This window comes from Oceanobacillus jeddahensis (genome assembly GCF_000750635.1).
GTDB classification, from domain to species: domain Bacteria; phylum Bacillota; class Bacilli; order Bacillales; family Amphibacillaceae; genus Oceanobacillus; species Oceanobacillus jeddahense.
The window spans coordinates 48,596-75,258 of record NZ_CCDM010000009.1; the positions used below are offsets into that span (position 1 = coordinate 48,596).

Consider the following 26,663-nt stretch of genomic DNA (forward strand, 5'->3'; position numbering starts at 1 on the left):
TGCAAGAAATTCTTACCTTTGATAACGTAAGAATTGTAGATATTAAAACATCATTTATTTAGAGGAGGAGTTACACATGGCAAAATTTGAATTACCAGAATTACCTTATGCATACGATGCATTGGAACCAACTATCGATAAAGAGACAATGAATATTCACCATACGAAGCATCACAACACCTACGTTACAAAATTAAATGATGCACTAGAAGGACATGAAGATCTACAAAACAAATCAGTTGATGAACTTGTAAGGGACTTAAATGAGGTTCCAGAAAGCATCCGTACAGCAGTACGCAATAATGGTGGCGGACATGCTAACCACAGCTTTTTCTGGAAAACATTATCACCAAATGGCGGTGGAGAACCATCTGGTGAGCTAGCTGATAAAATTAACAGCAAATTCGGTTCTTTCGACAAATTTAAAGATGAATTTGCTACAGCTGCAGCAGGACGTTTTGGTTCAGGCTGGGCATGGCTCGTATTGAATAATGGCGAGCTTGAAATAACAAGCACTCCAAACCAGGATTCTCCATTAACAGAAGGCAAAACACCATTATTAGGATTAGATGTATGGGAGCATGCATACTACCTTAAATATCAAAATAGACGTCCGGAATATATTTCCGCATTCTGGAATGTAGTAAATTGGGATCAAGTAGCTAGCAATTACGAAGCTGCTAAATAATGAATAACCAAAAAGGTTGCAGATAACTTTATGTTTCTGCAACCTTTTTGTATAGATACGATTCCTTCGCTAAAAATATAAGGAGAAGGAGTCGTTTTTTTATGCAATTACATCAGCAGTACAGAAGATATAGACAACAAAAAGATGAATTTCGCGACCTTTGGATTCTCTTGCTTATTGGCGCTTTGTACGCCGCGGGAATTTTCTTATCAAATACATTTGTCAATGTGTATTTATGGAAGCAATCGGAGGACTTTTTTGTGATTGCTAATTATCATTTAGCAAGCTATGTATTCCAAGCGTTGTCATTTATTTATGCGGGAAAATTATCTAAAAAAATCGACCGTATTATTATATTGCGGATTGGTATCCTTTTTTTATGCTTCTTTTTCCTATTCGTTCTGTGGATGGGGGAATTGGCTGCATATTATAATTTTATTCTTGGCTGCTTATTAGGGATTGGGTATGGTTTTTTCTGGTTAGCTTATTATGTGCTGACATTTGAAATCACTGAGCCGGATACAAGAGATTGGTTTAACGGTATTTCAGGTACACTCACATCTTTTGCCGGAATGGTTGGGCCGTTATTAGCGGGATGGATGATTTCAAAAATGGCTGGTGATGTTGGTTATACAGCTATTTTTATTATCTCGTTAAGCTTATTTGTTGCTGCGATCATTGTCAGCTTTTTCATTATACGAAAAGGGAGCAAAGGAAGCTTTGAATTACCTGCAGTCATCAATGAAAGAAAGAAAAATAAAAATTGGAAGCGCATTTTACATGCTCATTTTTTTCAAGGGCTAAGAGAAGGGATCTATGGGTTTTATATTACCATCTGGATTTTTCTTGTTATAAATAGTGAGCTTGTTTTAGGGGTTTTTAATTTATTTCTCTCCGGTTTATCCATTATTTTTTATTTTGTTGCTTTAAAATGGATTAAACCGGCTTTGCGGAAAAAAGCCATTTTATTTGGTGGTATTTTGCTGTTTGCTTCTATTTTTATTATTATTTTTGAAATGAGTCTGTTCTGGTTAATTGTGTATGCTGTGATTATTGGTATCGCATTTCCGATTCTGACCGTTCCGTATCAATCCTTGACCTACGATGTGATCGGCAAAGCGCGGATGGTCAGCGAGAGAAGGGTGGAATACATTGTTGTCCGGGAGATTTATTTAAATCTGGGGAGAATTGCTTCGATTGCGGTATTTATATTTGGTATGTTTTTATTTCCGCATGATGTGATCATTCCAGCATTACTTATTATATTTGGAGCAGGGCACGCGATTATCTATTTTTGTATCCGTAATATTTTTATTGGACCAACAAAAAATCAAAAAATCGCTTTGAAAGAAGATTTTACAGACGAAAAAAGTCGTTAAATGTGGTAAAATTAAACAGGGACCTTTATCGCATTTAACTACCAATAGTTTTTGGCAGGACGAGTAATCGTAGTCCCAGTCCTAGCTCTATTCAGCTTAATCCAAATCCTAACAGCGGTTTTGATGTGGAGAGTAATCATGGTACACTCAGTTTTCGACTGAATAAAGTTACGCATTATAAATTAAGGGACTAAAAAGATGCACATATATGATTAATTGCTTATACTTTTAAAAGAGCCGTATCATGTGATGTGATGGAAGTTCAAAATAGATACGAAGGAGGAGAAAAGTGGTAGACAAGAAGAAAAAGAAAAAACGATCCCAGCTTCCTATTCGTATGAATATTCTTTTCTTTGCTATCTTTTTATTATTTTCTGCACTCATACTTCAGTTAGGTGTTGTTCAAATTTTAAACGGAGAAACATACCAGGATGAAATTGAGCGAACGAATTTAGACACGACAAGTATTCCCGTACCCCGCGGGAAGATTTATGATACAAATGGAAAATTAATTGTAGATAATGAAGCGATGTATTCCATTACGTATACGCCGCCCAAAGGGGTTCAGGCAAAGGATCGTCTCAAAGTAGCGAATACGTTAGCTCAATATATTGATATGAGTGATGACCAATATATTGATCGTATAACTGACAGAGATAAAAGAGAATATTATTTATTGTTACATGAAGAAGACATAGAAAAGCGATTAGAAGAAATTGATACAGAAGAAATGGACAATTCGGAGGTATATACTGCAACGCTTGAGTTGATTACAGATGAAGAAATTGCAGATTTCTCCGATGAAGAAATGGAAGTAATTGCAATTAAAAAAGAACTCGATAAAGCATATGCACTAACGCCTCAGGTTGTAAAAAATGAAGAGGTAACGGCTGAAGAGTATGCTGCTGTAGCAGAAAATTTAGATGAACTGCCTGGAGTTAACGCTACAACCGATTGGAATCGCGTTTATCCAAATGGAGACACTTTAACAAGTATTTTGGGCAGTATCTCCAGTCAGGAGCAGGGAATTCCTGCAGAGGATATGAGTGCTTACCTGACGAAAGGTTACAGCCGGAACGACCGTGTTGGCAGAAGCGGCTTAGAAGAAGAGTATGAAGATTTTCTGCGCGGACGTAAAGAACAAATTCAATATACAACACGCCAGAATGGATCAATTGTTGGTTCAGAAACGATTGTTGAAGGAGAACGGGGCAAAGATCTGGTATTAACAACAGATTTAGATTTTCAGCAGGAAGTCGATGAGATTTTATTAGATGAATTCCAGTCGATGAAGGCCAAAAGCCCTTATGAAAATCGGTTTGCAACGAATGCGTATGCTGTTGTTATGAATCCGAAAACCGGAGAGCTGCTGGCTATTTCCGGTCTGAACTATGATTCTGACAAGGACGAATATAGCGATGCAGCATTTATGGCCTTGGCTAATGCACATGAACCTGGTTCCAGTATCAAAGGTGCAACCATTCTCACTGGTTATGATTCGGGGGTTATTTCGCCGGGAGATACTTTCAATGATGCTCCGATGCAGCTGGCACAGACGCCAGTAAAAAAATCTGTTCAACCTATGGGAATGGTAAATGATTTATCGGCTTTGGAGAGATCCTCCAACGTTTATATGTTCTACGTTGCCTTGCGATTGGGAGGCGACTATCGTTACCCAATGCCACAGAATGCCACCTTGAATATTAATATAGCAGAAACGTTGCAAACCCTGCAAAATTACTTTAACCAGTTTGGCTTAGGTGCGACGACAGGAATTGATTACCCTTATGAAAGTACAGGAGTAAGAGGGGAAGCTCCGGATAACCCTGGTAATATCCTTGACTTTGCTATTGGTCAGTATGACACATATACAACCTTGCAACTTGCACAGTATGCTTCAACGATTGCCAACAATGGCTATCGTGTCCAGCCTCATTTCTTAAAACAGGCTCATGACCCAATTGCTTCTTTGGATGAGCTCGGACCGTTGTATTACACAAAAAACACAGGCGTCATGAATAGAATTGAAATGACAGATGATCAAATCAGCCGTGTGCAGGAAGGATTCCGTCTTTCCTATCAAGGATCACAGGGAACTGGAAGAAGGTATTTTCAAAATAAGTCCTATAATCCAGCGGGAAAAACAGGAACAGCGCAGTCATTTGAGTATGTAGATGGTCAGGAATTTTCCCTCAATAATTTGACATTAGTTGGCTATGCGCCATTTGATGATCCAGAGGTTGCTTTTGCAGTTGTTGTACCACATGTTGGAATTGGTGAAGGAAATGAAATCAACTTAAAAGTCGGTGAACGTATTTTAGACACTTATTTTGAAATTAAAGAAGATCATGATGAGGAATCAGAAAATGCTGGAGATGAAAGTGATGAATAGTAATTAAAATAATTACCCATTAATAAAAAACTTCTAATTTTCAATAGAAAATTAGAAGTTTTTTATAGTTGTTTTTAAAATATTCATACAAATTTGACAAAAGAATGTAAATATGGTAATTTTATAATTAAATACAAATAAGGAGGATTATTATGAAGAAAAAATTTTTTATCTTAATATTTTCATTCTTAACAATTTTCTTTTTTGGATTTAATGTGGACAAGGCTGAGGCGGCAACCCATTCTTGGCAATCTATTCCTGGCGCAGGTAGTACTTGTGAGGTTAGAGCATGGACTGATTATTTAAGTTATACTTCAAGCGCTAACACTGTAGACTTTTATTTAGAGTCAAGAGGAAATTGTGGAACACTAGAATACTCTGGAGCTCCATATGTAATATTAGGCGGGAATTATATTGTAGGAACTTTAGAAACAGGTAGTTTTTCATTTAGAACACCAGTGAAACAATCGACATTATCAACTATTAATGTGAGACCAATCTCAGGAGCGTTAATAGTTTCACTTAGTAAAAACGGAACAGTAATAGGTACTTATCAGAGTGATAGAATAGAATTTCCATAAATTTTAGTTGGTTATTTAATTAGTTAAGAGATGTATAAAGACAAAACATACTAACATTAGTAGTACAGACCAAGGCTATGGTTTGTGCTACTATTTTTTATAGTAGAAGTGAAGGAAAGTCGAACAGCTCCTTAGATCACAGAATCCGAATAAAAAATTGACTAACTCCGCACTTTTATTTGAATCAGTTTAGTATGTTGGGTCCTGGAGATCGTGTATAAGAAAATGGAATCAATAAGGCAGTGTGAGGACTTCTATAATTGGCTAAAAGGGAATAGAAAAGATGAAACATGTTGTAGCTTTTGATTTGAGTATGGAAAAAAGTATGATGACGGTATATAACCGTTATAAATGTTACGAGTATGAAGGAAAGCTTGAACGTACACGTGCTAGCTTCCAATTGCTTTATGAACGATTACATCAATTAACGCTTCTTGATGGTAAAGAACCTGAATTTGTATTTGAATCGACAGGAGTTTATTCAAAAGGTTTGGAAAAGTTTTATGCGATTATGGGTATCGGTACACGCGGATGAATCCATTAGAGGCGAACCTTCAAATGACTTTCATGCGCCGTTATAAAACGGATAAAAATGATGCACATGAACTGGTGAAAACTCATTTTAAAATGGAAAGGAGTTATACATACCAATAGGATGAATATTACAAGCAGACGCATGCATCAACAAGATATTATGATGAGATAGATACAGAAATCACTCATTTATGGAGTCGGATACATGCTGTTCTGCAACTAAGCTTTCTAGAGTTGAAGAAGCTTATTACATCACGTTCTGCATTGTTTCTAAACATCGTACAGCTTTACCCTCAACCTGAGATTCTGACGGCACATTCTAAAACAGTGATACGTAATCGGCTAAAAGATAATACACGAAAAAAATCTTTCATTAAAGCGTAAGCAATTGTTTTATTAGAAGCCGCAAAAGAATTCTAACCGGCAATTTCCACAAAGGATATCAGGTGTGAACAAATAAAGGATTATGCAAAGCGTATTGCAGATTTAAAGGAGAAAAAGGAAAGTCTTGTTAAACAAATGATTGCCATTTCAGAAGGTCGCCCTGAATTTCAAGTGCTAATGTCTTTCCCTGGGAATGGAGATTTGACAGCAGTACGTATTATTGAGGAGATATTAGTTTTTTTAAAACCATAAACAATTTAATGCATATGCATGAATTGATATTATGCGTTATCAATCAGGCAATACGTATTATCAGGATCGCATTAACAAGCGAGGAAATAAAAAGCTACGGAAAATTTTATTTTTTTATGATCAAAACAATGATTACATTGCGTAAAAAAACAAATAATCACCTAGTTGAATTTTATGGCAGGTTAAAAACGCAACCTCAGAGAAAGTCTCATAAGGTTGCAATTATCGCGTGTATGAATAAGATTCTGAAATTAGTCTTTCACCTTATCCAACACAATGTACCATATGATTACAACACAGATAGCACCTGTGCGTAAATGATTGACTTAACTATACCATTGATGATCTTTAGAAAAAAATAAAGCTTCGTTAGGTCTATTTGTCGTTTTCATTTTTTTAGTTTAGGATGACCTCTCCTCCCAAATTAAAAAATCATCCTTTTGAATATAGAACTTTTAAAAACTGCTTGACTGGAGGTAAGTAAAGAGCTGTCGCAAAATGCATAGTTTGCATTTGATGACAGCTTCTTTTTTCTATGTCGGATTGTTTATTTTAAGGTTGGTTATTCTTGTTCCTGATAATAATAGGAAAAACAATCGATTTATGACGTACTTAAATTATGCCTCTCTCTTTTTTAATTTTTTTAGACCGTCTTTAATGGGTGATAGTAGAGATTCAGGCGATCTACTTGGATTTTCGTATGTATTTTATTGAGATTATAACCAAATGCCAAAATCAATAGCTCATTTGGTACATTACTTGTTCCTCGAGTATGAAACTTTTTCAAATGGTAATCTTCTTTTAGTACACCAAAGATGCCTTCAACTAGAATGGAATGGTTCATCCGATATAGCGTTCCTGTCTCCGTTAAAATATTCTCCTGTACGGTTTCCTGGTGTGCTAGAAACGTTTTGGCTATATGTAGCTGGCTATTCTCTTTCACCTTGGTACATTTTTCTTTCAGCGGGCACCCTATACAGTCTTGACTTTCGTAGGTAGTTACTTGAGATTGATAGTCTGTCTGTGAGGTTCGCGTATAGCTTCGAATGGCATGTAACTACTGACCATTGGCACAGGTATACGTATCTGTGCTTTTATCGTAAGCCATGTTTTCCTGATATTTAATATCCTTTTTGAAAGAGGCTATTCTCTTGCGTTCATAATTTTGCGGTTTGATATAGGCTGTCTTTTTTTGCTTCTTTAAATAAACATAATTTTCCTCGCTTTCATATCCCGAATAAGCTGGTATGTTAAATATATGGTGACCAATATCTTAAATCAAATCTTTTTTGATGAACGTGCACATTGGGAAGACTTTAAAAAGAAACAAGAATAGCGAATCCGTCCTATTATCGTTAAGGAGGTAGAAAAGTTTCAGGACTGTGGAAATCCAAAAACGGGATTCAAACTCTTTGCTTGTGAAAGATGCCATGATGTTCGTCATGTGCCGTATTGATGTAAGGGACATTTTTGTACAACCAGTTCTGTTGGGGGAGAGTGAAGAATGGAGCTATTTGATTCACCATACACCAGATGAACAATTCAAAATGATCCGGCATTATGGGATGTATTCGAGAAAAAGTAAGAAATTAAGCAGAAAGCTGTTAAGTACATGGCAAAAAGAGACAAGACGATGGATAGTGAAGATCAAGAAAACATTGCGCCGTCAAACATGGAGAGAGCGTATTACTTCCAGTGGAGAAAAAAGACCCAATGATATATCGGACATGTGATAACTATTATGTGTACATAGGGGATGCCTGTCTGGAGAATGGGGGATTGGAAATAAAAATAGCTTTTACCAAAGAAGCGAGAAATTATATGGAAAGGGTGATTCGTTATCTTGAACAAAGCAAAGCACCAAAAAAGAGAAAAAAGAAACAGAAAGGAAGAGACTACCTACAACCATCGAAGAAGAATCAAGCTGTCAACTACCATTGTTTGACGTGTCATGAGGAAGAAAAAATTCCTTATGATGTCGTACAAGATTTTGACAGGATGGATGCAGTGGACCCGACTGTTCCACCTCAGTTTCAATGTGAAAACTGCGGAGGAGAAATGATCCAGCGTACTATAAAGGAATCCATGGACAGGAATATAAACTATCAGATGTACTCTAATTTGGATATATAGAAAAGGACCGGGCGGGGTTTGCTCGATTTTTCTTTATATTTATATAAAAAAAGCTGTTACACGATCAGTTACCTGATTGTGCAACAGTCCCTTTTGTCTTTATACATGTGAAATAATTAAGCTAAGTTATATTTTTAATTGAAATTAGGAATTATAGCGAATGAAATTTAAAAGGTTGAAGCAAAACAAACGTCTTTGAACTAATAATAAATTTCCACATTCAAAGAACTATTCTGAATACGTCGTAATAATATCGCCAATTTCACTGAAAGACATCTCACTATCGATTTCATACGTTCCAGGTATCACACTGCCGCTCAGATCGTTATCATCTAAGTATTCATTAAAATCCCAAGCATCATCAATAATGCCGGCATCTTCTAAAGCATTACTGATTGTTGAAGGTGGTGCTCCATCTTCTAATGTGATTTCAACTTCAGTAACATCTGATTCTTCGGATGCTTCGTCATCTTCATTACCTTCCGAGTTGTTATCATCACTTTCATCGTTTCCATTACTATCGTCATCATTATTGCTATCGTCATTATTATTTCCATTGTCTTCGTTGCTGTCTTCATCTTCGTCTGTGCTTTCATTTTCATCAGTATCATTATTTGAATCTGATTCCTCTGCTTCTTCACCTGCTTCAGCATCAGCCTCTTCCCGGTTGACGCTATATGCAATATATTCGTCTTGAGTCAATATAGCATATCCTTGATCTTCTAAAACCGAAATCAACTCTTCTGGTTCCGTATCTTCCAGATTACCGGATGAGGTATTACCAAATAGATAGATAGCGAGAAGCAAGGCACCACTGGTTAACAAACCGACAGCAAACGCTCTTACATGTTGTTTCATGTTAATACTCCTCTAATTATTATTTTTAGGATGAGGCGGTACGGCGTCATCAGATATTTTTTGAGGTAATAATTCTTCTTCTAAAACAGATACTTTCTTTTTCAATTGATATGTATCCTGCATCGTTGTAATGGACAATTGTTCAAGCTGACTTTCCACTTCTTCAAGCCGGTCGTTGATAAAGAATGATAGAATAAATAGAACTATCCCAATTACTACAACTGCCAAAATGGCGAATAACATTTTCATTCCCTCCCTTTATGTATCATTTATAGTTATACCATAAATTAAAAGAAGTGACTACGCTAAAAGTAAGAGAAATCATTATAAGAACTGGTTTTATTCCTTATAAAACAGTCGCAGGAAAAGTTTTATAGTTCTTTTAAGAAACATTCTTGATAAATTGGAGAAACTTTGATAGTATAATAAAAGTCTGTACAGTTATGTAAAAAGGCAAGTTGAAAAGTTTGGAGGGATAGATATGCGCGTAAATATAACGTTAGCTTGCACGGAAACAGGAGATCGTAACTATATTTCTACAAAAAACAAACGTAATAACCCTGAGCGTATTGAGCTTATGAAGTACTCACCACGTCTTAAAAAACATACCCTACACCGTGAAACAAAATAAGCAATCATAAAAAAACTCTTATCTGATCGTATTGGATAAGAGTTTTTTACAAATGGGGGTGAATGTACGATGTCAGAAAAAAAGATACTACGTCAAAAAATGTTGAAGTATTTAAGCGGGCTGCCTGAGCATGAGAAAAAAGAAATGGCAGAAAAATTACAGAAGAAATTATATACAAGTCCTCTATTTCAGAAAGCAGAAACGATAGGAATTACTATTTCTACTGACATAGAATGGAATACATATGAAATTATTGAAAAAGCTCGCGAAGAAGGAAAGAAGATAGCTTCTCCTAAATGTATAGTGAAAACAAAAGAAATGCAATATTACGTCTGGGATCAACAAGATCAAATTCAAGTTGGTTACGCAGGCATAAAAGAACCAATACCAGAAAAAGCAACACCGATTGCGGCAAATGATATCGATTTACTTCTCGTACCAGGAATTATTTTTGATAAGAGCGGCTATCGGATTGGTTACGGCGGCGGTTATTATGACAGGATGCTGGCTGATTATACAGGAACAACACTTTCACTTTGTATTGAAAAGCAAATAGTTGACCAAATACCAAGAGAACATTATGATTTGCCTGTAGAACAGCTTATTACAGAAAAACGTATGATAAAAATACCCAAGTAAAATATCTCATGCATAAGATTTCTCCTTCCGTCGACAATAAATGATGTAAAAGAAATATCGGATAACATCATTTATCAGAGGAGGTTGGAAAAATGATGCGTATGATTTTCGTAATGGCCATGATTCTCTCCATTTTCATTATCTTTATAAAATGGAGGTATCGAATTCTAAATAGCTTATTAAATTGGAAGCCAGGAAGAAAGTTCTTGGTTCCGCTTATCGGGAATGTTATTTTGTCGAAAAAGAAAAAGGAAACGGTTTAACCGTTGTATAATTGCTGCCATCCTCTTTATTTAAAAAGATTCCCTCTTTGCTGCTTATTATCATCGAAAGATATTCATCCATTTCTTAAACAGGGCAGAAATACGTTTTTCACAATATTAAACACTTAAACACGGGTACCTATACCAATGTTGCGCTTGATTATAAACATTTGGTATGCTTCAAAGAGGGGAGGATGACTTATGGACACACATATGTATAGAGCGTATGAGCAAGTGGAAAAATTGACAGAACAAGGGTTTCGAATCATTGCCGGTGATTATAAAAAAGACGAGGTTTGGCTGGAGCGGAAAGCGGATAGAAAATCAGCTATTGTTCGTGTGAAGGCACAAACTTTTGATTGGTCTAATCACCTTCGACTAGATGCGCAGGTTGCTTATCAACAAATGCAGCGAATCAGGCAGGCTATTGCAGCCCCGAATGCTGAATTTTACTCCATTTACATAGCGAATGAATATCCAGTTGATGACTGGGAACATGTTAAACATCCGCAGGGAGAAGGAACGAAGAAATCGCCGCGGATGCATATATATTATCTTGTTGAAGAAAATGAAGAGGAAGAGATTAATCAGTTAAATCGTGATTTACATCTATCGATGTCTTTCAATCATGAAAAGCATTTAACGGATGAGGAAAAAGAAGAAGCAGGCAATCATTTGAAAAATAATTTATTTCAAGAAATACAGGAAGAACAAGATGAACGGAAGAAAATATTTTCATTTTCAACCCCGTTATTTACATACATATTAATTGCTTTAAATATACTTGTCTTTATTTTTCAAATAACTAATGGAGATTCGGAAAATACACAGGATTTAATTGATATGGGGGCAAACTTTAACCTGCTTGTTATGGAAGGGGAATGGTGGAGATTTGTCACTTCCATGTTTTTACATCTTCATTTTCTCCATTTGATTATGAACATGCTTGCCTTATTTTACCTGGGTACAGCGATTGAACGGATATTTGGAAGAATACGATTTCTATTTATCTACTTCCTTGGCGGTATTGCGGGGTCTATTGCAAGCTTTGCATTTTCTATCAATGTATCAGCAGGGGCATCCGGCGCAATATTCGCGTTATTTGGAGCACTTCTCCTGTTTGGGCTTATTTATAAGCAAATATTTTTCCAGACAATGGGCGTCAACATACTTCTTATTTTAGGGGTAAACCTTCTGCTTGGATTCAGTGTTCCGGAAATAGATATGGGAGCACATCTTGGCGGGTTAACAGGAGGATTTTTAATCGCTGCCGCTGTCTATGTTCCGCGCAAAAAAAATCAAAAGAACCAATTGCTTGCGTTTATTGGTTTTATTATTCTCAGTCTTGGATTATTTATTTATGGTTGGACTGTTAATTCATCATCTCTAGAGATGAAATTAGTTGAAGCAGAAACACAAATTGAAGAAGAGAATTTTAGTGAGGTTATTGTCATTACAACAGAAGCTCTGGATGAAACGGACGACCAGGCGCTAATTCCATACTTTCTATTTCATCGTTCCTATGCTTATATTCAAGAATTTGAATATGCCAAAGCTACAGAGGATCTGGAAGAAGCTATTCAATATGATGACAGGCTGCCCGAAATGTACAATAACCTGGCAGTATTGTATTCAGAGCAAGGAGCAGATACGACAGAAATCGAAGCTATTATTGACGAAGGCTTAGAATATTTTCCTGATAATGAAGATTTAACCGATTTAAAAAATGAATTACAATCTTATTAAATGAAAACCAGGCTGAGAGATAAAATACAGCCTGGTTTTTTATCGTAGTTAAAGATTCATTTCCACCCCATGATTTTTTGTTCGACCGGATAATCTAAAGTTTTGTTGCGGATAAGAAGTCAGGAAAGCTTTGGACCGGTTTTATTTCACTTTAAGAAAGCATAAAGAATTCAAGGAATAAAGTATAAGTGCAACGGTTTTGATGGGACGAGTAATCGCAGTTCCAGTCCCAACTAAGGCATTCGCAAAAGGCTTGCACTCGAGAGTATAAGGGATATTAGCAATCTTGGTTGTCACCAAGCCTTTAGGTGACAACCTTAGTTACACTTATGTAGTAAGAAAATTTAAACTTTCTTAACTGCCTAAGAAAGCAAAATACGCTTTTAAGTCTCCCTTTAACGAATGCCAAGTTTTCTTTAATATCTTTTAGTTTGTGCATATGTATAGTTTTTATCTGGTGATACAAACTATCTACATCCTAATGATGTTAAGGTGATAAAGGTGACCAATCAGATGAAAAAAGTAGCAACAAGTCTTGAAAAAAATGTTTCTTATCTTAAGTCTTATTTAGCAGTTGATAAAAGCTTTGATCTAATTTATTTAGATTTGAACTATGCTGGTAAGGATATGGCTATGTTTATGGTTGACGGCTTTGTAAAAGACGATGTAATGGTATATATTATGCAGTCTCTCCAAAGACTTCAACCGAATGCGCTCGATACAGATACCTTACGAAAACTAATGAAAAGAGATATTCCTTATATTGAAGTAGAAGAAATGAAAGAGATGGATAAATTAGTTGATTTTATCCTTTCTGGAGCAACTGTTTTATTCGTAGATGAATTGGATAAAGCAATTATTATTGATGCAAGGGAATATCCAGCACGGTCTCCGGAAGAACCTGATTTAGAGAGAGTTGTCAGAGGGCCGCGTGATGGATTTGTGGAAACACTTGTTTTTAATACAGCATTAACAAGGCGCCGGGTTAGGGACCGCTCCCTGAGAATGGAATTTACTCAGGTGGGTAGGCGTTCTAAAACAGATGTTGTCATTAGTTACATAGAAGATATAGCTGATCCCGAACAAGTAGAGAAATTAAAAAAAATGCTTGACGGGATAGATACAGATGGACTTCCGATGGCAGAAAAGACGATTGAAGAGTTTTTTAGTGACCGTTATTGGAATCCATATCCGGCAGTACGCTATACAGAGCGCCCGGATACAGCAGCTTCTCATCTTTTGGAGGGACATATTGTTCTTATCATTGATGGAACACCAAGTGTGATGATTACGCAGACAACGTTTTGGCAACACCTGCAGCATGCCGAAGAATATCGTCAAAAACCAACTGTTGGAGCTTATTTACGAATTGTTCGATTTATTGCCATATTTCTCTCCCTTGTCCTTCTTCCGTTATATTATTTATTTTCGGTACAGCCAGAACTGTTGCCGCCAGCTTATTCTTTCATAGGGCCTGAGGATGAAGGTGTTATCCCGTTGCTGGTTCAATTTTTAATTGCTGAATTAGGGCTGGATGTTTTAAGGATGGCTTCGATTCATACTCCATCAGCACTCGCTACAGCGCTTGGACTAGTAGCAGCCATTATGATTGGAGAGGTTTCTGTAGAAGTTGGTTGGTTTTCACATGAAGTAGTGTTATATATTGCCACTGCTGCTATTGGTTCTTATGCAACACCAAGTTATGAATTAGGAATGGCAAACCGTTTGGTTCGTTTATTTTTACTATTTTCCACGGCTTTATTTGGGGTCAGTGGATATGTTGTCGGGGTTACCATTTGGCTGTTATTTTTAATCAGAATGAGAACACTGGACACTCCCTATTTTTGGCCTTTAGTTCCGTTTTCAGCAAAGAATATGCGTGATACCTTTATTCGATTTCCGTTACCAGTCAGGCATCTTCGCCCGTCTATATTACGACCAAAAGATCCAGATCGTTAATTCGATTTGGGTCTTATTCTCATTTCCCATTTTCATGCCGTTTTGATATAATATTTTTGGTGATAGCATGAAAAATATACATGATGTTCGGAAATTGCTGATGAAGTTCGGCACATTGATTTATACAAAAGACCGTTTAGGTGATTTAGAATTAATGATGATGGAAATAAATGAACTATATGAGTGGAAATTAATTGATGTACAACAATTCCAGCAAGCAGTATTGCTTCTAAAAAAAGAGATAAGGGAATATAAGAAGGGGACAGGGATAAATGAATGAACTATTAGTAGGCGTAGATATTGGAGGAACGACAGTAAAAATTGGTTTTATTACAGAGGATGGGAATATCAAAGAAAAATGGGAGATCCCAACTGATTTAACGAATGAAGGTACCAATATTATTTCAGATGTTTGGGCAAGCATTGAATCAAAATTACGGGAACCATTATTTAACAACTCTTTCATAAAAGGAATCGGTGTTGGAGCACCAGGCTTTGTAGATGCGCATGCTGGCGTTATTGCAGAAGCCGTTAATATTGGATGGAAAGATATTAATTTGGCTGAAGAGCTTGAAAAATTAGCAAATGTTCCTGTTTATGTTGAAAACGATGCTAATATTGCGGTATTAGGAGAAAATTGGGTTGGTGCAGGGAACCAATCAAGGAATTTAATCGCGATTACATTAGGTACAGGCGTCGGTGGAGGAATTATCGCGAATGGCTCCATATTAAATGGCGCTAACGGAATGGCAGGTGAGATCGGCCATATTGAAGTATTGGAAGATGGCCACTTATGTAATTGTGGGAAAAGAGGGTGTCTGGAAACCATTGCATCTGCCACTGGCATTGTCAGGCAAGGAATGGAAATGATACAAAAACATCCAGAATCACGATTGGCTAAATTATTTCAATCAGAGGGAAGTATTACCACGCAGCATATTTTTGAATTGGCAAAACAAGGAGATAAAGCTTCTAAGAAAATTATAGACTATACGACAGATGTTTTAGGGAAAGCATTGTCAAATATGTCAATGGTTATCAATCCTTCCAATATTTTAATAGGCGGTGGCGTCTCAAATGCTGGGGACTATTTGACCAGCGCAGTGACAAAAGCATTTAGAAAGCATGCTTTGCCAAGAGTAAGCGAGGTATGTACCATTAAGATTTGTCAGCTTGGGAATGATGCAGGTATTATTGGAGGAGCATATTTAGTGTATGAAAAAAATAGTTAATTGATTTTCAGACTTGATTTTTTTAGATTATCTACTAAAATAGTAATTTATGAACGGGTATTAAAATAAAATGATTAAATGTGAAACCTTTCTCTTGCCAAATCGTATGAAAGAGATGTAAAATTCTTTAATTGTAGGTTTACATTAGTTTATAAAATGGGAAGTAATAAGTTAAAGAACAAATTCGTATTCCTGTTTTTATTATTTAGGAGAGGATATAAATGAAACGATTTAAAAAGCCAAAGATACCGCTCTATGTTATTGCGGCATTATTACTTGGTCTGAAAACGTATATTGTCTACCGGTTTGTATTTAATATTGAACTTGATAACTCCATGCAGGAATTAATTTTGTTTATTAATCCATTTGTGTCAGCATTCTTAATTCTGGCGTTAGGAGTCTGGTTTAAAAAGTCTTCAAGACAAATGAAATACATTCGATATGCGATGTTGGCGATGTCCTTGCTTGTTTGGGCAAATCTGGTATTCTATCGCCAATTTACAGATTTTATTACTATCCCGCAATTATTTATGGGAAGTAACATGACAGATTTAGGATCCAGTATCTTAACTTTAATCAAACCATGGGATCTGTTCATATTTGCTGATGTTGCGATTGTCTGGTATTTAAGTAAAAAATACGAAGGGAATTTATCTGTACTGTATCCCAGAAGTGGGAAAGTTGGCGTTTTAGCTTTTTCATTAGTTTTACTTGCAGGTAACTTTTTCCTGGCAGAAATGGAAAGACCACAACTATTCACCCGTGGTTTTGACCGCGAATATTTAGTGAAAAATATTGGGCTATTTAACTATCACGTCTATGATGTTGTTGTTCATTCTAAAAATGAATCACAACGTGTTTTTGCAGACGGAAATGAAATTCCTGAAATACAAGAATATATAAAAGAGAATATAGATCATGAGCGCAGTGAAGAAATGAATGGCGTTGCAAAAGATAAAAATATTATTTTCCTTAACGCAGAGTCATTACAGCATTTTGTAATGGATAGTGAAGTAAATGGAGAAGAGGTTACACCATTCCTTAATGATTTAGCTCAAGATGAAGATACGTATTACTTTGACAACTTTTATGAGCAAACTGGTCAGGGGAATACATCCGATTCAGAGTTCTTAGTAGAAAATTCATTATACCCATTATCCCGTGGTGCTGTATTCTTTACACACGGCGGCAATGATTATCATTCGTTCCCGGAAATGATTAAAGAAGCCGGCTATACTTCTTCTGTATTGCATGCCAATAACAAAAGCTTCTGGAACCGGGATGCTATGTATGACAGCTTAAATATTGATGAATTCCTTGGTGAGGAATCTTATGATGTAACACCGGAAGATTCTGTAGGCTGGGGACTGAAGGATAAGCCGTTCTTTGAACAGTCTATCCCGCTTCTTGAAGATTTGGAAGAGCCGTTCTATTCAAAAATGATTTTACTGACAAACCACTTCCCGTTTGAATTAGATGAGGAAGATGCAACGATTGATAAATTCGATTCTAACTCCAATACGTTAAACAGCTATGTTCCAACTGTGCGCTATATGGATGAAGCGATCGAAGAATTCTTTGATGAACTGAAAGAATCTGGACTGTATGAGGATTCTATTATCGTGATTATGGGTGACCACATTGGAATCAGTGCGAACCATAATAAAGCGATGGCTCAGTATTTAGATCAGGATGAGATTACACCTTATGATCAAGTACAATTACAACGTGTACCATTATTTATCCATATTCCTGGAGATGGAAATGGGGAAGTAATTGATGAGGTTACTGGTCAAATTGACTTGAAACCAACGATGTTAAACATGCTTGATGTTGATCCTGGTGAAGATATCTATTTCGGTAATGACTTATTCAGTGATGACAGAAAAGGTTATGTAGCGTTGCGTAATGGAGATTTCGTCAGCGATGATTTTGTAAGTACAGCTGGTGTTTGCTACGATCGCGAAACTGGTGAACCAATGGATCAAGCGATTGAAGAAGAGGCCGATTCAGAGGAAGAGGCAAGTGAAGAATTAGAAGAAGTAGAAAGTGCTTGTGATTCCATTCAGGAACAAGTAGACACAGAACTTTCTTACTCGGACTCCATCATTTACGGAGACTTATTCCGATTTGTTGACTTTGGAGATGAGGAAGAATAATAAAAAACGATGCAGGCGAAAATTGCCTGTGTCGTTTTTTTTATATTAAGATAGGGAAAAGCTAATGGAATAAAGTTTCTCTTTATGACACGTGATGAAGACTAGTTGGATTCATTCCGGCTATTTTTTCTTTTACGGTACCAGGACTGAATCGAAAAAGGAATAACTCCTAGCCATTTGTTGCTGTACAATTGGCTAGATGAGTTTTTCTTTTTTTGCTTACGTTCTTCTTTTTCTTCCGAAGATAAATTCATGTATTTTACCATTTCTTCTGTTAAAAAACGGATATAATCATTGCTTTTCATAATCTCTTCAACGCTCCTTTTAAAAGCAGTTTTATCACAGTTCTATGCCACTTGAAGTAAGGGGAAAGCAAAAGGTATGAAGTTTCACTTTATGTATAGTGTAAACAATTGAAAAATATTTTATTCTTTTTTATAAAAAAGAAGGATAATCGGAAAAGGTGTCGAACTATAAATTATGTCAGAAATATTTGTGAAGGAGGTGAGTAAATGAATCATGTCACAAAATTATCTGACGACCTCTTTCAGTCAGCGACGAAGCAGGGGGCTTCTGACATTCACTTCTATCCTTACGACCAGGAAACAGAAATCTATTTTCGTATTCACGGTAAGCGTACCTTTATCCGAACTATCCTAACAAAGCAATACGAGCTGCTAAGAACTTTTTTTAAATTCAGTGCGAATATGGATATTGGGGAAAGCAGAAAGCCCCAGACAGGGATAATAATATGGAATTTTGGGTCGAAAGATTATGCGCTACGTATTTCTACACTTCCTCATCATCAACAAGAAACAATTGCTATCCGAATACTTCCTCAAAACGATGCTTTACCGCTAGATTATTTATTTCTTTTTCAAAATCAAACGGAGCAAATGCGAAGATGGATGAGTCATGAATCGGGGCTTATCTTGATAACCGGGGCAACTGGAAGTGGGAAATCATCCACTCTATATGCTTTGTTAGAAATGGCAATGAAGGAAAGACCTTGCCAAATTATCTCCTTAGAAGATCCCATCGAGAGAAAAATAAAGAAAATTTTACAAGTACAAATTAATGAACGTGCAGGGATTTCTTATCAAGCAGGCTTAAAAGCAGCTTTACGTCATGACCCGGATATTCTGATGGTTGGGGAAATTCGAGATAAAGAGACTGCACAATTTGCTGTGGAGGCTGCCTTGACTGGTCATCTTGTTCTAAGTACGCTGCATGCAAAAAACGCTGTCGGTACTATTTTTCGTTTGAAAGAGATGGGGATCAAACCAGCTGATCTTCATCAAATTTTAATCGGGGTTGGAGCTCTACGATTAATTCCGATTATAAGAAAAAATAAACAACAACGGAGTGCTATCGGGGAACTAATTGAAGGGGGGCATTTGACAGAAGCGATTGAAGGCACACTGCAAACCCTGCCGGAAAAGCAGCAATTTAAAAATTTACAAAGAAAGGCATTTGCTTATGGCTTTAGTGAAACCATTTTTCCGTAATAAACAAAAGATATCAATTGCTGTACAACTGCAATTTCTACATGTTCTGCAGCGTATGCTTTCAAGAGGTCTTACACTCACCCATTCTTTAGATACAATGAAATACTATGGGGAATTGGAACATATTTCTGGGCAAATTTTGAGCAGCTTAGAAGCAGGAGAGCATTTGGATGAAGCATTAGATAAGGCAGGTTTTCATCATTCGGTGGTTTCTTATCTTTTTGTTGTACGAGAAAAATCGGATATCCACGAACGGATTGAACATTGCTATCAATTATTCCAGCAACGTGTTCAATACATCCGTAAATTCCAGCAAACGGTACGTTATCCGGTTATATTATTGTTGATTTTTAGCGCACTGTTGTTTTTTATTTACTCCTATGTCATCCCTTCCTTTCAGCAGCTTTTATTCGGAGAGCTACCTATACTGCTTCAGATCGTAATTTTTCTTTCCTCATGGCTCGGATACGTGATCCTTGTACTACTTCTTTTCCTCATCACAGGTACACTTATTTGGATTTTTATAAGAAAAAATATTTCTTTAGAAACAAAAATGAATTGGTATAAAAGGGCTCCTCTATACCGTTCGTACCTCAGGAAACAAACATCCTTTCATTTTGCCACTTTATACAGTTCTCTCTTACAAACAGGTATGCCAATGAAAGAAATTTTGAATTATATGTCCAAGCAGAGAAAGCTTCCGATTATCTCTTATTACGCAAAACAAATGCAATTAGAATACTTTAAAGGGCGGTCAATTCACGGTTTGTTAACCACGATGGGATTTTTAGAAAGTCACCTGACTGATATTTTATCTTCTAATATGGACGCTAAAAGTTTATCGAAAGATTTAGCTATTTATGCCGATGTTTCTATCGATACGATGTATCAGAGACTTCAAAAAAGAATTGTTTATATCCAGCCTATTTTTTTCTCGATCATTGGTGCCTTTATCATATTTATCTATATTAGTTTGATGTCGCCGATGTTTGAATTAATGAATACGATGTAAAGGAGAGTACAATATGTTAAAAAATGAGAAAGCGTTTACATTGATAGAAATGTTAATTGTGCTGATGGTTATCTCAGTAATCATGATTTTAATTATACCGAATTTAGGCAAGAAAACAGGGGATGTTCATTCAAAAGGCTGTGATGCTTTAATAAGTGTAGTACAAGCTCAAGCAGATGCGTATCACATTGATACAGGTAATTTACCATCCAGCCTGAATCAGCTTGTAAGTGCCGATTATATTACAGACGACCAGACAACATGCTCCAATGGGAATGCGCTATCTATTTCTAATGGTGTGGTAAATGCCTCAGGCTGAACGGGGTTTCACTTTGATTGAAACATTATTTGCTTTATCTATTTTAGCGATCATTCTCGTGCTCGTTCCGAAACTACAAGTGGAACAAACAGATAAATTAGAACTGGAACATTTTCTTGATACGTTAGAAATGGATGTACTTTATTTACAGAATACGGCAAGTACTCAGGAGATTGATATACCTTATGTTTTAAAATTTCATCCGGATAGTTACAGTATTGTGCTTAACCGATCTACTCAAATAAAGAGAGAATATCCATCTCAATTTACTTTGGAGAGTTCTTATCCAAGAGATGTGGCTTTTTATGTAAGAGGTGTTATAAGAAATCCGCAAACCATATTGGTAACCTTAGCAGGGGAGCCATACCAGATTGTATTTCCATTAGGGAAAGGCAGATTTTATGTGGAAAAAAGATAAAGGATTTACCTTATTTGAAACTGTCATTGCATCATTACTTTTATTCTCTATGCTTACCATGCTTTTACCACTTCTCTCCTTAATTGCTAAAGAACAGTACAACTCGATCGAAAAAGTCCGAATAACAAGTAAATTACATGATGATTTGCAAGGAGTCTTGATTGGAACGACGCCTTATCCAAGCAATTATACAATAACTCCTTACAGGGCTGCAGCAGAATTTTCGTTTATTTTGGAGGGGGACTATTTGAAAGGATGTGCAGAATGGACTAATGCCAAACAAAAAACAGAAACGAAATGTCTTTATGCCATTTTGGAATGATCAAAAAGGGTTTACTTTCATCTCTATGCTTGTTTCACTAACAATTCTGGCATTAACATTACCTTTTGTGCATTACGCGCTGTCTACATTACAATTAAAACAAACGTATACAGAAGCCTTATCCGTACAACAATTTTTAATTCATTTACACGACGATTTAATTTCATCTTCCTCTGTTCATGTTGCTAATAATCAATTGCATATTCGTTTTCTCGATCGAAATGATAATATAGAAAAAACGGCAACACTTAGTCAATATAATAACTCCATACGAAGGCAAGTAGATCGGAAAGGTCATGAAATATATCTTCACCAAGTTTCTGATGTTATTTTTGAAGAACAGACAGATGCTATTTTTTTAACGATTACCAAAGAGTCAGGTGAGGTATATGAAAAAACAATTTACAATGCTCCATAATCAACAAGGTTTTTTATTATTGCATGTTGTCTGGATCATTCTTATTATCTTTCTTTCCATTCATTTTTTGCTCTCTCAGTATCAGACCGCTAAAGAAATTGTTCATAATCAATTATACCACATTGAAGTAGAAACACTGTCGCAAATGGCATATCAAAAAGCGCGTAAAGAAATAGATGAAGATGAGATTTCCTCGTCATTTCAAGCTATATATGATTTTCCACAAGGAGAAGTTACGATATCGTTTCGAAAAGAGTTAGACGAAAATATCTATATTCTTTTGTTTATTAAACAAAAGGACAGCAAACATGTTTATCAGTTAAACAAACCATTTTTCTAACGAATATTCTTTTTTAGATTTTCTCATCGTGCAACTGGCTGTAGGACTTTCACTACAAGAATAAAGGAGATTTAAAAATTGGAAGGAAGAGATCAAGCAGTCAGTAACAACCCCATTCGGTTAATGGTCCTTAGGAAATGCATTTTTGTGGTATTAACTTTCTTTCAGAGGGGAGGAAGCAGACTAAGTTAGTGATATTTTGGTGCCGGATCTTGCTTGTTCGTATGCCGAAAACTCCCGCGAGTTGATCCTCCCATTTAAAAAATTCATTTTATCATTGTTTTAAATAAAATAAATATCATTGGGGGATGATATTTATAAGAATCGTTTACAATCCTTTCATGCTCGTATATAATAACTATGAGAACGTTACCTATAAAGGAGGGGGAAGACATGGACCGCATGTTTCGTGTTCTTGCCTTTTGGACAGGTATTTTTACAGTTATGTTTTATGTAGGTGACATGCTGAATACTGCACTATTATTCCTTGTTCAAACGGCGTTTTTCCTTACATTGAGTTACTTAAAGCTGTCTGAACGTATGTACATGTACTTATTTGGTGCATATTGTACGGTATTTATTGTTGGATATACTTGGTATTCAGAGTTTATCCTAGTACCTGGATTTGGACATTAAAAAAACAATGAAAAAAAGACCTCTGTGTATAAACAGGCGGTCTTTTTTTCTTTATTAAGCAAGTTACCTTCTATGCAGGGAAAAAAGGGTTATTTTTCTTTTCATACTCGATAGTTGTTGCCGGTCCATGGCCGGGAAGCACTGTTAAATCTGCTGGCAAACGATATAATTTCTCTTTTATAGAATGTTCCAGGATATTTATATCCCCTTCGATTAAATCTGTTCTGCCAATGCCCTGTTGAAATAACACATCCCCGCAAACAGCAAAGTTTTCGTCTCGGAAAACAAAGCTGATACTTCCTGGAGAATGTCCTGGAGTATGGATCGTTTCTATTGAAAATCCTCCAATATCCAATGATCCTTCTGTTAGTTCTTTGTCTGCCTCTTGGGCAGTCACTGTCTGTCCCATTAGTTTCGCTGATCCATTTAATGCAGGCTCATCTAACCAAGTCCACTCAGCTTTATGAAGATAAACGGGTGCATTGGTGAGTTCCCGGACACGGTCCAATCCTCCGATATGATCAAAATGGGCATGTGTCAGCAAAATGGCTTTCACATTTAGCTGATTGCTTTCAATGGCCTCCATTATTTTCTCTGGCTCGCCACCAGGGTCAATGACTAAAGCGTCTTTTTCCTCTTTTTTGTAAACGATATAACAATTTGCTTGGACAAAACCTACTGGCATTGCGATAATTTCCATAAACCTCTCTCCATTCTTTTATAATAACTCGACAAACGCTTGGAAATACTATAAAATATAAATAGTTTAGCGATAATTACATAGTAGTAAATACTGACATTTTACACAAGATTCTTTACCTTGAAAAGGAGGAGTTTTTCGGATGGGCCATATTGTATTAGGTATCTTATTTTTACTAGTTGCATTATTAGCGGTTGTATCCGTAGTTCGCCAGTTGAAATATAAAAATATACTGGCACTGTTATTCTCTGGTCTGACTGCTGTTGTTTTTGGATTCTTTTCCATTGCAACGATTATTTCAGAAATTATAGGCTAAAAACAAGACTGAACAATAAATATTTCAGCTAAAGAAAATCCGAACAATTATTTTGAATTCTTTAATATAAATTCAGATAAGTTCGGATTTTCTTTATTTCACAATACAAATGCATAAGAAAACGATCAGTATAAAGGAACTTCGACTACGTTCCTTGAAACGTAGTCGAAGTCAGTACAGCTTTGGACCAATAAAAGATGAACGTTTTAACACACGATGTTATCATTTACTGATCCATTTGACGGTGAGTTAAATAAAAAATACCCCCATTAATAACTTGAAAAGAAATCGTTGGTTTAAAACGCTTTTCCAGTGCATCTAATTCTTCTAAATATCGTGGATGGTCCATTTCACCCTCATAAAAGTGCTTTAATGTAACTTTTTCTGTTTCCAGTTGTTTTATAGATGCAGCAGCCCAAGCATTATCTTGTTTTTGTACATGCTGTAACAAGACATTTTGAGTGCGAAGAAATCCGCTTTTAGGATGAATCATCGGTGTCAGCGTATAACAATAATCTGAGATAGATCTTTCAAGAGGCATATCCTCTAAAAAATCCATCATGTTTAAAGTCATATGACCATGGAGCAACTGCAGACCAATGGAAAATACTTCATCTTTATGCTGCACACCACGATAACTGATTTTTACATTGACCACTAGCCAAGGATATAGCGGTGTATTTTCTAATGTACGAATTTGCTCAAATAACCTCGTATATCGCTCTTTTTCTCTTAGTTTATTGATAATTTGATGAAGTCTGGGACTACCAAAATGAATCCATTCACCAGGTTCACTTGCTTTTTCTTGGTCTGTAATCAGGCGAAGTACTTGAGGTTCGCCTTCCCGTCCTATTTTTTTAATATAATGCCAATAGAAAGGGCGATTCATTAATTCTTTATCCATTTCTTCGGTAAGCTGAATATGAATTTGTCCCTCGTCTTTAGAAAGTATTGTACATTGCTTTGCTTCAAAATAGTTGGTGAGAAAATCGGATAAATCAATTTGCTGTTCCATCTCTATACTGCCCTCCCTCGCGTATTTCCAGATTTGCTTGCTCAATAACGGATGTCAGGTTATCTAGTTTAATACGAACTTCTCCAGCTGAAGTGGATTCCTGATAGATAGACTCGATTTCTTTTTCCATACTATCTACTTTTAACTCTGCTAAAATGGCATCTAAATTACCAATCACATTTTCAAATAAATTAATTTTTTCATAAAGCATAGACAACACATGCTCTTCAATCGTCTGTTTTGTAACAATATTATAAATGTGTACATCTGATTCTTGGCCAAAACGGTGAATACGGCCAATTCGCTGTTCCAACCGCATTGGGTTCCAAGGCAAATCATAGTTAATCAGATGATGACAAAATTGTAGATTAATTCCTTCCCCGCCAGCTTCTGTAGCGATAAGAACCTGTGCATGGTCTCTAAATAATTGTTTCATCCAATCCTTTTTTCCTTTTTTAAAACCACCGCGAAAAGGAACCGAAGAGATACCATGTTGCTGTAAGTACCATTGCAGGTAATACTGCGTCGCACGATATTCTGTAAAAACAATTACTTTTTCCCCATTCAGCGACTCAATCTGATTGGTTAATGCTTCTGCTTTCGGATGCTGCTCCAGCTGTTCAATATTTCCGATTACTTCTTGAATAGCTTCATGATTTTCATCAGCACCTAATTTTATAAGAGAAGTAAAACAAGCTTCCCTTGAAGAACAGAATTCGCGTAAATAGGTAATTTTAGCAAATGATGCCATACCAAAGGATAACTCCATTAGTTGCTGATATACCTTCTGATAGTTATCCGGAAGAGTTGTCCAGATGGTTTCTATCTTTCTTTTGGAATTATTTAAGGTTGTATCTTTTCTTGTATTACGAACCATCACCTGCTGAACAAGTTTTTTCAGGTAAGGATCCTGCTCCATTTTTTTACGATCCTTCCCATACTTTTCTGTAAAACTTTTATAATTGCCTAAATGTCCAGGTTTTAAAAGACTGACAAGGTTAAATAATTCCAATAGCTTATTCTGAACAGGCGTAGCAGTTAATAAGAGACAATATTTTTTCTTTAGTTCTTGAACAAACTGATAGTTTTTAGTTTGTTCATTTTTTAATTTATGTGCTTCATCTACTAAAATAAAATCATAATCTAAATCTAAGATTGCCTCCCGATGTGGAGAACGTTTTGCTGAATCAATAGAAGATATAATAATTGGATTGTCATCCCAGCTGTAATTTTTTCTATGGGCAATAGCAGGAATTAAAAATTTTTCATTTAATTCTTTTTCCCATTGATTGACGAGAGAAGCTGGAACGAGAATTAATGCTTTTTTAACGAGCCCTCTGACCATATATTCTTTTAAAACGAGACCTGCTTCAATGGTTTTTCCCAGACCTACCTCATCTGCCAAAATAGCACGGCCATGCATCGATTCAATTACTTGTTCAGCTGCTTGCAACTGATGATCTAAAATATCTAAATGTGGCAAATAGGCTAGTGCTTGCAGTCCTCTGAAAGAAGGACGTTTTGTTACATTTACAGCCTGATAAGCCATACGGAAAAGCTCCCAATTTGTTAAATCATTTTCGTCACGAAAAGCGGACTCCAGGTCATTTATAAATTGATTATCTTGTTGAATTTGAATAGAATCCATATATTCAATGCACATCCTTTCGAGTAAAATATGGGTTTTTATCAATTACTTTTTTAAAGAGATATGATATACTTTTGACAAATAGATTTTCCTGCTAACATATATAGAAATAAATGTTTCATCGTACGGTAACAAAGCTAATAATTTGCTGCACCATTTTTTACTGTACATGTTGTACATT

Annotated in this window: 31 protein-coding genes and 1 pseudogene; 25 read left to right on the forward strand and 7 right to left on the reverse strand. The window is 36.1% G+C overall.

Annotation, left to right across the window (positions count from 1 at the left end):
• The first annotated feature begins 76 nt into the window (after positions 1–76).
• From sodA to BN986_RS27805, 7 genes are all read left to right on the forward strand, one after another.
• Positions 77–688, forward strand: coding sequence for a superoxide dismutase SodA (gene sodA, locus BN986_RS24590; RefSeq protein WP_040985268.1), 612 nt, complete (start codon positions 77–79; stop codon positions 686–688).
• A gap of 101 nt (positions 689–789) precedes the next feature.
• A complete protein-coding gene (locus BN986_RS24595; RefSeq protein ID WP_040985270.1) occupies positions 790–2,067 on the forward strand; it encodes an MFS transporter in 1,278 nt (425 codons plus the stop codon).
• A 289-nt stretch (positions 2,068–2,356) separates the two neighbouring features.
• The gene (locus BN986_RS24600; protein WP_040985273.1) at positions 2,357–4,459 is read left to right on the forward strand and encodes a peptidoglycan D,D-transpeptidase FtsI family protein; all 2,103 of its coding nucleotides are present in this window, start codon (positions 2,357–2,359) and stop codon (positions 4,457–4,459) included.
• 152 nt (positions 4,460–4,611) lie between these two features.
• Positions 4,612–5,040, forward strand: coding sequence for a hypothetical protein (locus BN986_RS24605; protein WP_052401148.1), 429 nt, complete (start codon positions 4,612–4,614; stop codon positions 5,038–5,040).
• 283 nt (positions 5,041–5,323) lie between these two features.
• Positions 5,324–5,575, forward strand: coding sequence for a hypothetical protein (locus tag BN986_RS27800; protein ID WP_244445095.1), 252 nt, complete (start codon positions 5,324–5,326; stop codon positions 5,573–5,575).
• The gene (locus tag BN986_RS27985; protein WP_262362502.1) at positions 5,572–5,694 is read left to right on the forward strand and encodes a hypothetical protein; all 123 of its coding nucleotides are present in this window, start codon (positions 5,572–5,574) and stop codon (positions 5,692–5,694) included. Before BN986_RS27800 ends, BN986_RS27985 begins: the two co-directional genes overlap by 4 nt.
• A 547-nt stretch (positions 5,695–6,241) precedes the next feature.
• Entirely contained in the window at positions 6,242–6,355 is a 114-nt protein-coding gene (locus tag BN986_RS27805) for a transposase (protein ID WP_244445096.1), read from the forward strand.
• 498 nt (positions 6,356–6,853) lie between these two features.
• Here the strand turns inward: BN986_RS27805 and BN986_RS24620 are convergent, their stop codons facing one another.
• Positions 6,854–7,258 carry a transposase gene (locus BN986_RS24620; protein ID WP_040985274.1) on the reverse strand — a complete coding sequence of 135 codons (405 nt, stop codon included), beginning with the start codon at positions 7,256–7,258 and terminating at the stop codon, positions 6,854–6,856.
• 210 nt (positions 7,259–7,468) lie between these two features.
• On the opposite strand from BN986_RS24620, the pseudogene BN986_RS28175 reads away from it, so the two are divergent.
• Positions 7,469–8,097 (forward strand): annotated as a pseudogene (locus tag BN986_RS28175) (transposase zinc-binding domain-containing protein); the annotation flags it as partial.
• A 474-nt stretch (positions 8,098–8,571) separates the two neighbouring features.
• Here BN986_RS28175 and BN986_RS27820 read toward each other — a convergent pair.
• Together BN986_RS27820 and BN986_RS24635 are read right to left on the reverse strand one after the other, a co-directional pair.
• On the reverse strand, positions 8,572–9,201 hold the full coding sequence (locus tag BN986_RS27820) for an MltG/YceG/YrrL family protein (RefSeq protein ID WP_040985276.1): 630 nt from the start codon (positions 9,199–9,201) through the stop codon (positions 8,572–8,574).
• A 12-nt stretch (positions 9,202–9,213) separates the two neighbouring features.
• The gene (locus BN986_RS24635; protein WP_040985419.1) at positions 9,214–9,444 is read right to left on the reverse strand and encodes a hypothetical protein; all 231 of its coding nucleotides are present in this window, start codon (positions 9,442–9,444) and stop codon (positions 9,214–9,216) included.
• A 238-nt stretch (positions 9,445–9,682) separates the two neighbouring features.
• On the opposite strand from BN986_RS24635, the gene rpmG reads away from it, so the two are divergent.
• The 8 genes from rpmG (at position 9,683) to BN986_RS24670 (ending at position 17,830) form a co-directional block, all read left to right on the forward strand.
• A complete protein-coding gene (gene rpmG / locus BN986_RS24640; RefSeq protein ID WP_040985278.1) occupies positions 9,683–9,832 on the forward strand; it encodes a 50S ribosomal protein L33 in 150 nt (49 codons plus the stop codon).
• A gap of 69 nt (positions 9,833–9,901) precedes the next feature.
• Entirely contained in the window at positions 9,902–10,471 is a 570-nt protein-coding gene (locus tag BN986_RS24645) for a 5-formyltetrahydrofolate cyclo-ligase (RefSeq protein WP_040985280.1), read from the forward strand.
• Positions 10,472–10,563: 92 nt separating this feature from the next.
• On the forward strand, positions 10,564–10,734 hold the full coding sequence (locus BN986_RS27245) for a hypothetical protein (RefSeq protein ID WP_157037105.1): 171 nt from the start codon (positions 10,564–10,566) through the stop codon (positions 10,732–10,734).
• Between the two features lie 201 nt (positions 10,735–10,935).
• Positions 10,936–12,480: a rhomboid family intramembrane serine protease gene (locus BN986_RS24650; RefSeq protein WP_052401151.1), complete on the forward strand. Its 1,545-nt coding sequence runs from the start codon at positions 10,936–10,938 to the stop codon at positions 12,478–12,480.
• Positions 12,481–12,993: 513 nt separating this feature from the next.
• Positions 12,994–14,439 (forward strand): spore germination protein, encoded by a 1,446-nt coding sequence (locus BN986_RS24655; protein WP_040985283.1) that lies wholly within the window; start codon positions 12,994–12,996, stop codon positions 14,437–14,439.
• A 67-nt stretch (positions 14,440–14,506) separates the two neighbouring features.
• Entirely contained in the window at positions 14,507–14,719 is a 213-nt protein-coding gene (locus tag BN986_RS24660; RefSeq protein WP_040985285.1) for a YqgQ family protein, read from the forward strand.
• Entirely contained in the window at positions 14,712–15,671 is a 960-nt protein-coding gene (locus BN986_RS24665; protein WP_040985288.1) for an ROK family glucokinase, read from the forward strand. Before BN986_RS24660 ends, BN986_RS24665 begins: the two co-directional genes overlap by 8 nt.
• 221 nt (positions 15,672–15,892) lie before the next feature.
• Positions 15,893–17,830, forward strand: coding sequence for an LTA synthase family protein (locus BN986_RS24670; RefSeq protein WP_040985290.1), 1,938 nt, complete (start codon positions 15,893–15,895; stop codon positions 17,828–17,830).
• A 101-nt stretch (positions 17,831–17,931) separates the two neighbouring features.
• Here the strand turns inward: BN986_RS24670 and BN986_RS24675 are convergent, their stop codons facing one another.
• Entirely contained in the window at positions 17,932–18,135 is a 204-nt protein-coding gene (locus BN986_RS24675; protein ID WP_040985292.1) for a YqzE family protein, read from the reverse strand.
• Positions 18,136–18,342: 207 nt separating this feature from the next.
• Here BN986_RS24675 and comGA point away from each other — a divergent pair, with 207 nt between their 5' ends.
• From comGA to BN986_RS24715, 8 genes are all read left to right on the forward strand, one after another.
• Positions 18,343–19,338, forward strand: coding sequence for a competence type IV pilus ATPase ComGA (gene comGA, locus BN986_RS24680; RefSeq protein WP_040985294.1), 996 nt, complete (start codon positions 18,343–18,345; stop codon positions 19,336–19,338).
• Positions 19,310–20,350, forward strand: coding sequence for a type II secretion system F family protein (locus BN986_RS24685; RefSeq protein WP_052401152.1), 1,041 nt, complete (start codon positions 19,310–19,312; stop codon positions 20,348–20,350). Before comGA ends, BN986_RS24685 begins: the two co-directional genes overlap by 29 nt.
• A gap of 13 nt (positions 20,351–20,363) precedes the next feature.
• On the forward strand, positions 20,364–20,669 hold the full coding sequence (comGC, locus tag BN986_RS24690) for a competence type IV pilus major pilin ComGC (protein ID WP_040985296.1): 306 nt from the start codon (positions 20,364–20,366) through the stop codon (positions 20,667–20,669).
• On the forward strand, positions 20,656–21,087 hold the full coding sequence (gene comGD / locus BN986_RS24695) for a competence type IV pilus minor pilin ComGD (protein WP_040985298.1): 432 nt from the start codon (positions 20,656–20,658) through the stop codon (positions 21,085–21,087). The genes comGC and comGD overlap by 14 nt, the downstream gene beginning before the upstream one ends.
• A complete protein-coding gene (locus tag BN986_RS24700) occupies positions 21,071–21,409 on the forward strand; it encodes a hypothetical protein (protein ID WP_040985299.1) in 339 nt (112 codons plus the stop codon). Before comGD ends, BN986_RS24700 begins: the two co-directional genes overlap by 17 nt.
• Positions 21,360–21,827 (forward strand): competence type IV pilus minor pilin ComGF, encoded by a 468-nt coding sequence (gene comGF / locus BN986_RS24705; protein ID WP_040985300.1) that lies wholly within the window; start codon positions 21,360–21,362, stop codon positions 21,825–21,827. The genes BN986_RS24700 and comGF overlap by 50 nt, the downstream gene beginning before the upstream one ends.
• Positions 21,799–22,167, forward strand: coding sequence for a hypothetical protein (locus BN986_RS24710; RefSeq protein WP_040985301.1), 369 nt, complete (start codon positions 21,799–21,801; stop codon positions 22,165–22,167). The genes comGF and BN986_RS24710 overlap by 29 nt, the downstream gene beginning before the upstream one ends.
• Before the next feature lie 393 nt (positions 22,168–22,560).
• Positions 22,561–22,803, forward strand: coding sequence for a DUF2626 domain-containing protein (locus tag BN986_RS24715; RefSeq protein WP_040985302.1), 243 nt, complete (start codon positions 22,561–22,563; stop codon positions 22,801–22,803).
• Positions 22,804–22,873: 70 nt separating this feature from the next.
• Here the strand turns inward: BN986_RS24715 and BN986_RS24720 are convergent, their stop codons facing one another.
• The gene (locus BN986_RS24720; RefSeq protein WP_040985303.1) at positions 22,874–23,503 is read right to left on the reverse strand and encodes an MBL fold metallo-hydrolase; all 630 of its coding nucleotides are present in this window, start codon (positions 23,501–23,503) and stop codon (positions 22,874–22,876) included.
• A gap of 142 nt (positions 23,504–23,645) precedes the next feature.
• Between BN986_RS24720 and BN986_RS26575 the strand changes: the two genes are divergently transcribed.
• A complete protein-coding gene (locus tag BN986_RS26575) occupies positions 23,646–23,819 on the forward strand; it encodes a DUF2759 family protein (protein ID WP_074435748.1) in 174 nt (57 codons plus the stop codon).
• 226 nt (positions 23,820–24,045) lie between these two features.
• Here BN986_RS26575 and BN986_RS24725 read toward each other — a convergent pair whose 3' ends face one another.
• The gene (locus BN986_RS24725; RefSeq protein WP_040985304.1) at positions 24,046–24,834 is read right to left on the reverse strand and encodes a YqhG family protein; all 789 of its coding nucleotides are present in this window, start codon (positions 24,832–24,834) and stop codon (positions 24,046–24,048) included.
• Positions 24,818–26,482, reverse strand: a complete 1,665-nt coding sequence (locus BN986_RS24730; RefSeq protein ID WP_040985305.1) for a DEAD/DEAH box helicase — start codon at positions 26,480–26,482, stop codon at positions 24,818–24,820. The genes BN986_RS24725 and BN986_RS24730 overlap by 17 nt, the downstream gene beginning before the upstream one ends.
• Positions 26,483–26,663: the final 181 nt, after the last annotated feature.

Coding starts and splice junctions, on each gene's coding strand:
- BN986_RS27805 (WP_244445096.1), top strand. CDS start 6,242: ATGCGTTATCAATCAGGCAATACGTATTATCAGGATCGCATTAACAAG.
- BN986_RS27245 (WP_157037105.1), top strand. CDS start 10,564: ATGATGCGTATGATTTTCGTAATGGCCATGATTCTCTCCATTTTCATT.
- BN986_RS24715 (WP_040985302.1), top strand. CDS start 22,561: ATGGACCGCATGTTTCGTGTTCTTGCCTTTTGGACAGGTATTTTTACA.
- BN986_RS27800 (WP_244445095.1), top strand. CDS start 5,324: ATGAAACATGTTGTAGCTTTTGATTTGAGTATGGAAAAAAGTATGATG.
- BN986_RS26575 (WP_074435748.1), top strand. CDS start 23,646: ATGGGCCATATTGTATTAGGTATCTTATTTTTACTAGTTGCATTATTA.
- BN986_RS24725 (WP_040985304.1), bottom strand. CDS start 24,834: ATGGAACAGCAAATTGATTTATCCGATTTTCTCACCAACTATTTTGAA.
- BN986_RS27985 (WP_262362502.1), top strand. CDS start 5,572: ATGAATCCATTAGAGGCGAACCTTCAAATGACTTTCATGCGCCGTTAT.
- BN986_RS24605 (WP_052401148.1), top strand. CDS start 4,612: ATGAAGAAAAAATTTTTTATCTTAATATTTTCATTCTTAACAATTTTC.
- sodA (WP_040985268.1), top strand. CDS start 77: ATGGCAAAATTTGAATTACCAGAATTACCTTATGCATACGATGCATTG.
- BN986_RS24670 (WP_040985290.1), top strand. CDS start 15,893: ATGAAACGATTTAAAAAGCCAAAGATACCGCTCTATGTTATTGCGGCA.
- comGA (WP_040985294.1), top strand. CDS start 18,343: ATGAATCATGTCACAAAATTATCTGACGACCTCTTTCAGTCAGCGACG.
- BN986_RS24650 (WP_052401151.1), top strand. CDS start 10,936: ATGGACACACATATGTATAGAGCGTATGAGCAAGTGGAAAAATTGACA.
- BN986_RS24675 (WP_040985292.1), bottom strand. CDS start 18,135: ATGAAAAGCAATGATTATATCCGTTTTTTAACAGAAGAAATGGTAAAA.
- BN986_RS24645 (WP_040985280.1), top strand. CDS start 9,902: ATGTCAGAAAAAAAGATACTACGTCAAAAAATGTTGAAGTATTTAAGC.
- BN986_RS24720 (WP_040985303.1), bottom strand. CDS start 23,503: ATGGAAATTATCGCAATGCCAGTAGGTTTTGTCCAAGCAAATTGTTAT.
- BN986_RS24665 (WP_040985288.1), top strand. CDS start 14,712: ATGAATGAACTATTAGTAGGCGTAGATATTGGAGGAACGACAGTAAAA.
- BN986_RS24660 (WP_040985285.1), top strand. CDS start 14,507: ATGAAAAATATACATGATGTTCGGAAATTGCTGATGAAGTTCGGCACA.
- BN986_RS24635 (WP_040985419.1), bottom strand. CDS start 9,444: ATGTTATTCGCCATTTTGGCAGTTGTAGTAATTGGGATAGTTCTATTT.
- BN986_RS24730 (WP_040985305.1), bottom strand. CDS start 26,482: ATGGATTCTATTCAAATTCAACAAGATAATCAATTTATAAATGACCTG.
- comGC (WP_040985296.1), top strand. CDS start 20,364: ATGTTAAAAAATGAGAAAGCGTTTACATTGATAGAAATGTTAATTGTG.
- comGD (WP_040985298.1), top strand. CDS start 20,656: ATGCCTCAGGCTGAACGGGGTTTCACTTTGATTGAAACATTATTTGCT.
- BN986_RS24655 (WP_040985283.1), top strand. CDS start 12,994: ATGAAAAAAGTAGCAACAAGTCTTGAAAAAAATGTTTCTTATCTTAAG.
- BN986_RS24685 (WP_052401152.1), top strand. CDS start 19,310: ATGGCTTTAGTGAAACCATTTTTCCGTAATAAACAAAAGATATCAATT.
- BN986_RS27820 (WP_040985276.1), bottom strand. CDS start 9,201: ATGAAACAACATGTAAGAGCGTTTGCTGTCGGTTTGTTAACCAGTGGT.
- BN986_RS24710 (WP_040985301.1), top strand. CDS start 21,799: ATGAAAAAACAATTTACAATGCTCCATAATCAACAAGGTTTTTTATTA.
- BN986_RS24700 (WP_040985299.1), top strand. CDS start 21,071: ATGTGGAAAAAAGATAAAGGATTTACCTTATTTGAAACTGTCATTGCA.
- rpmG (WP_040985278.1), top strand. CDS start 9,683: ATGCGCGTAAATATAACGTTAGCTTGCACGGAAACAGGAGATCGTAAC.
- comGF (WP_040985300.1), top strand. CDS start 21,360: ATGCCAAACAAAAAACAGAAACGAAATGTCTTTATGCCATTTTGGAAT.
- BN986_RS24595 (WP_040985270.1), top strand. CDS start 790: ATGCAATTACATCAGCAGTACAGAAGATATAGACAACAAAAAGATGAA.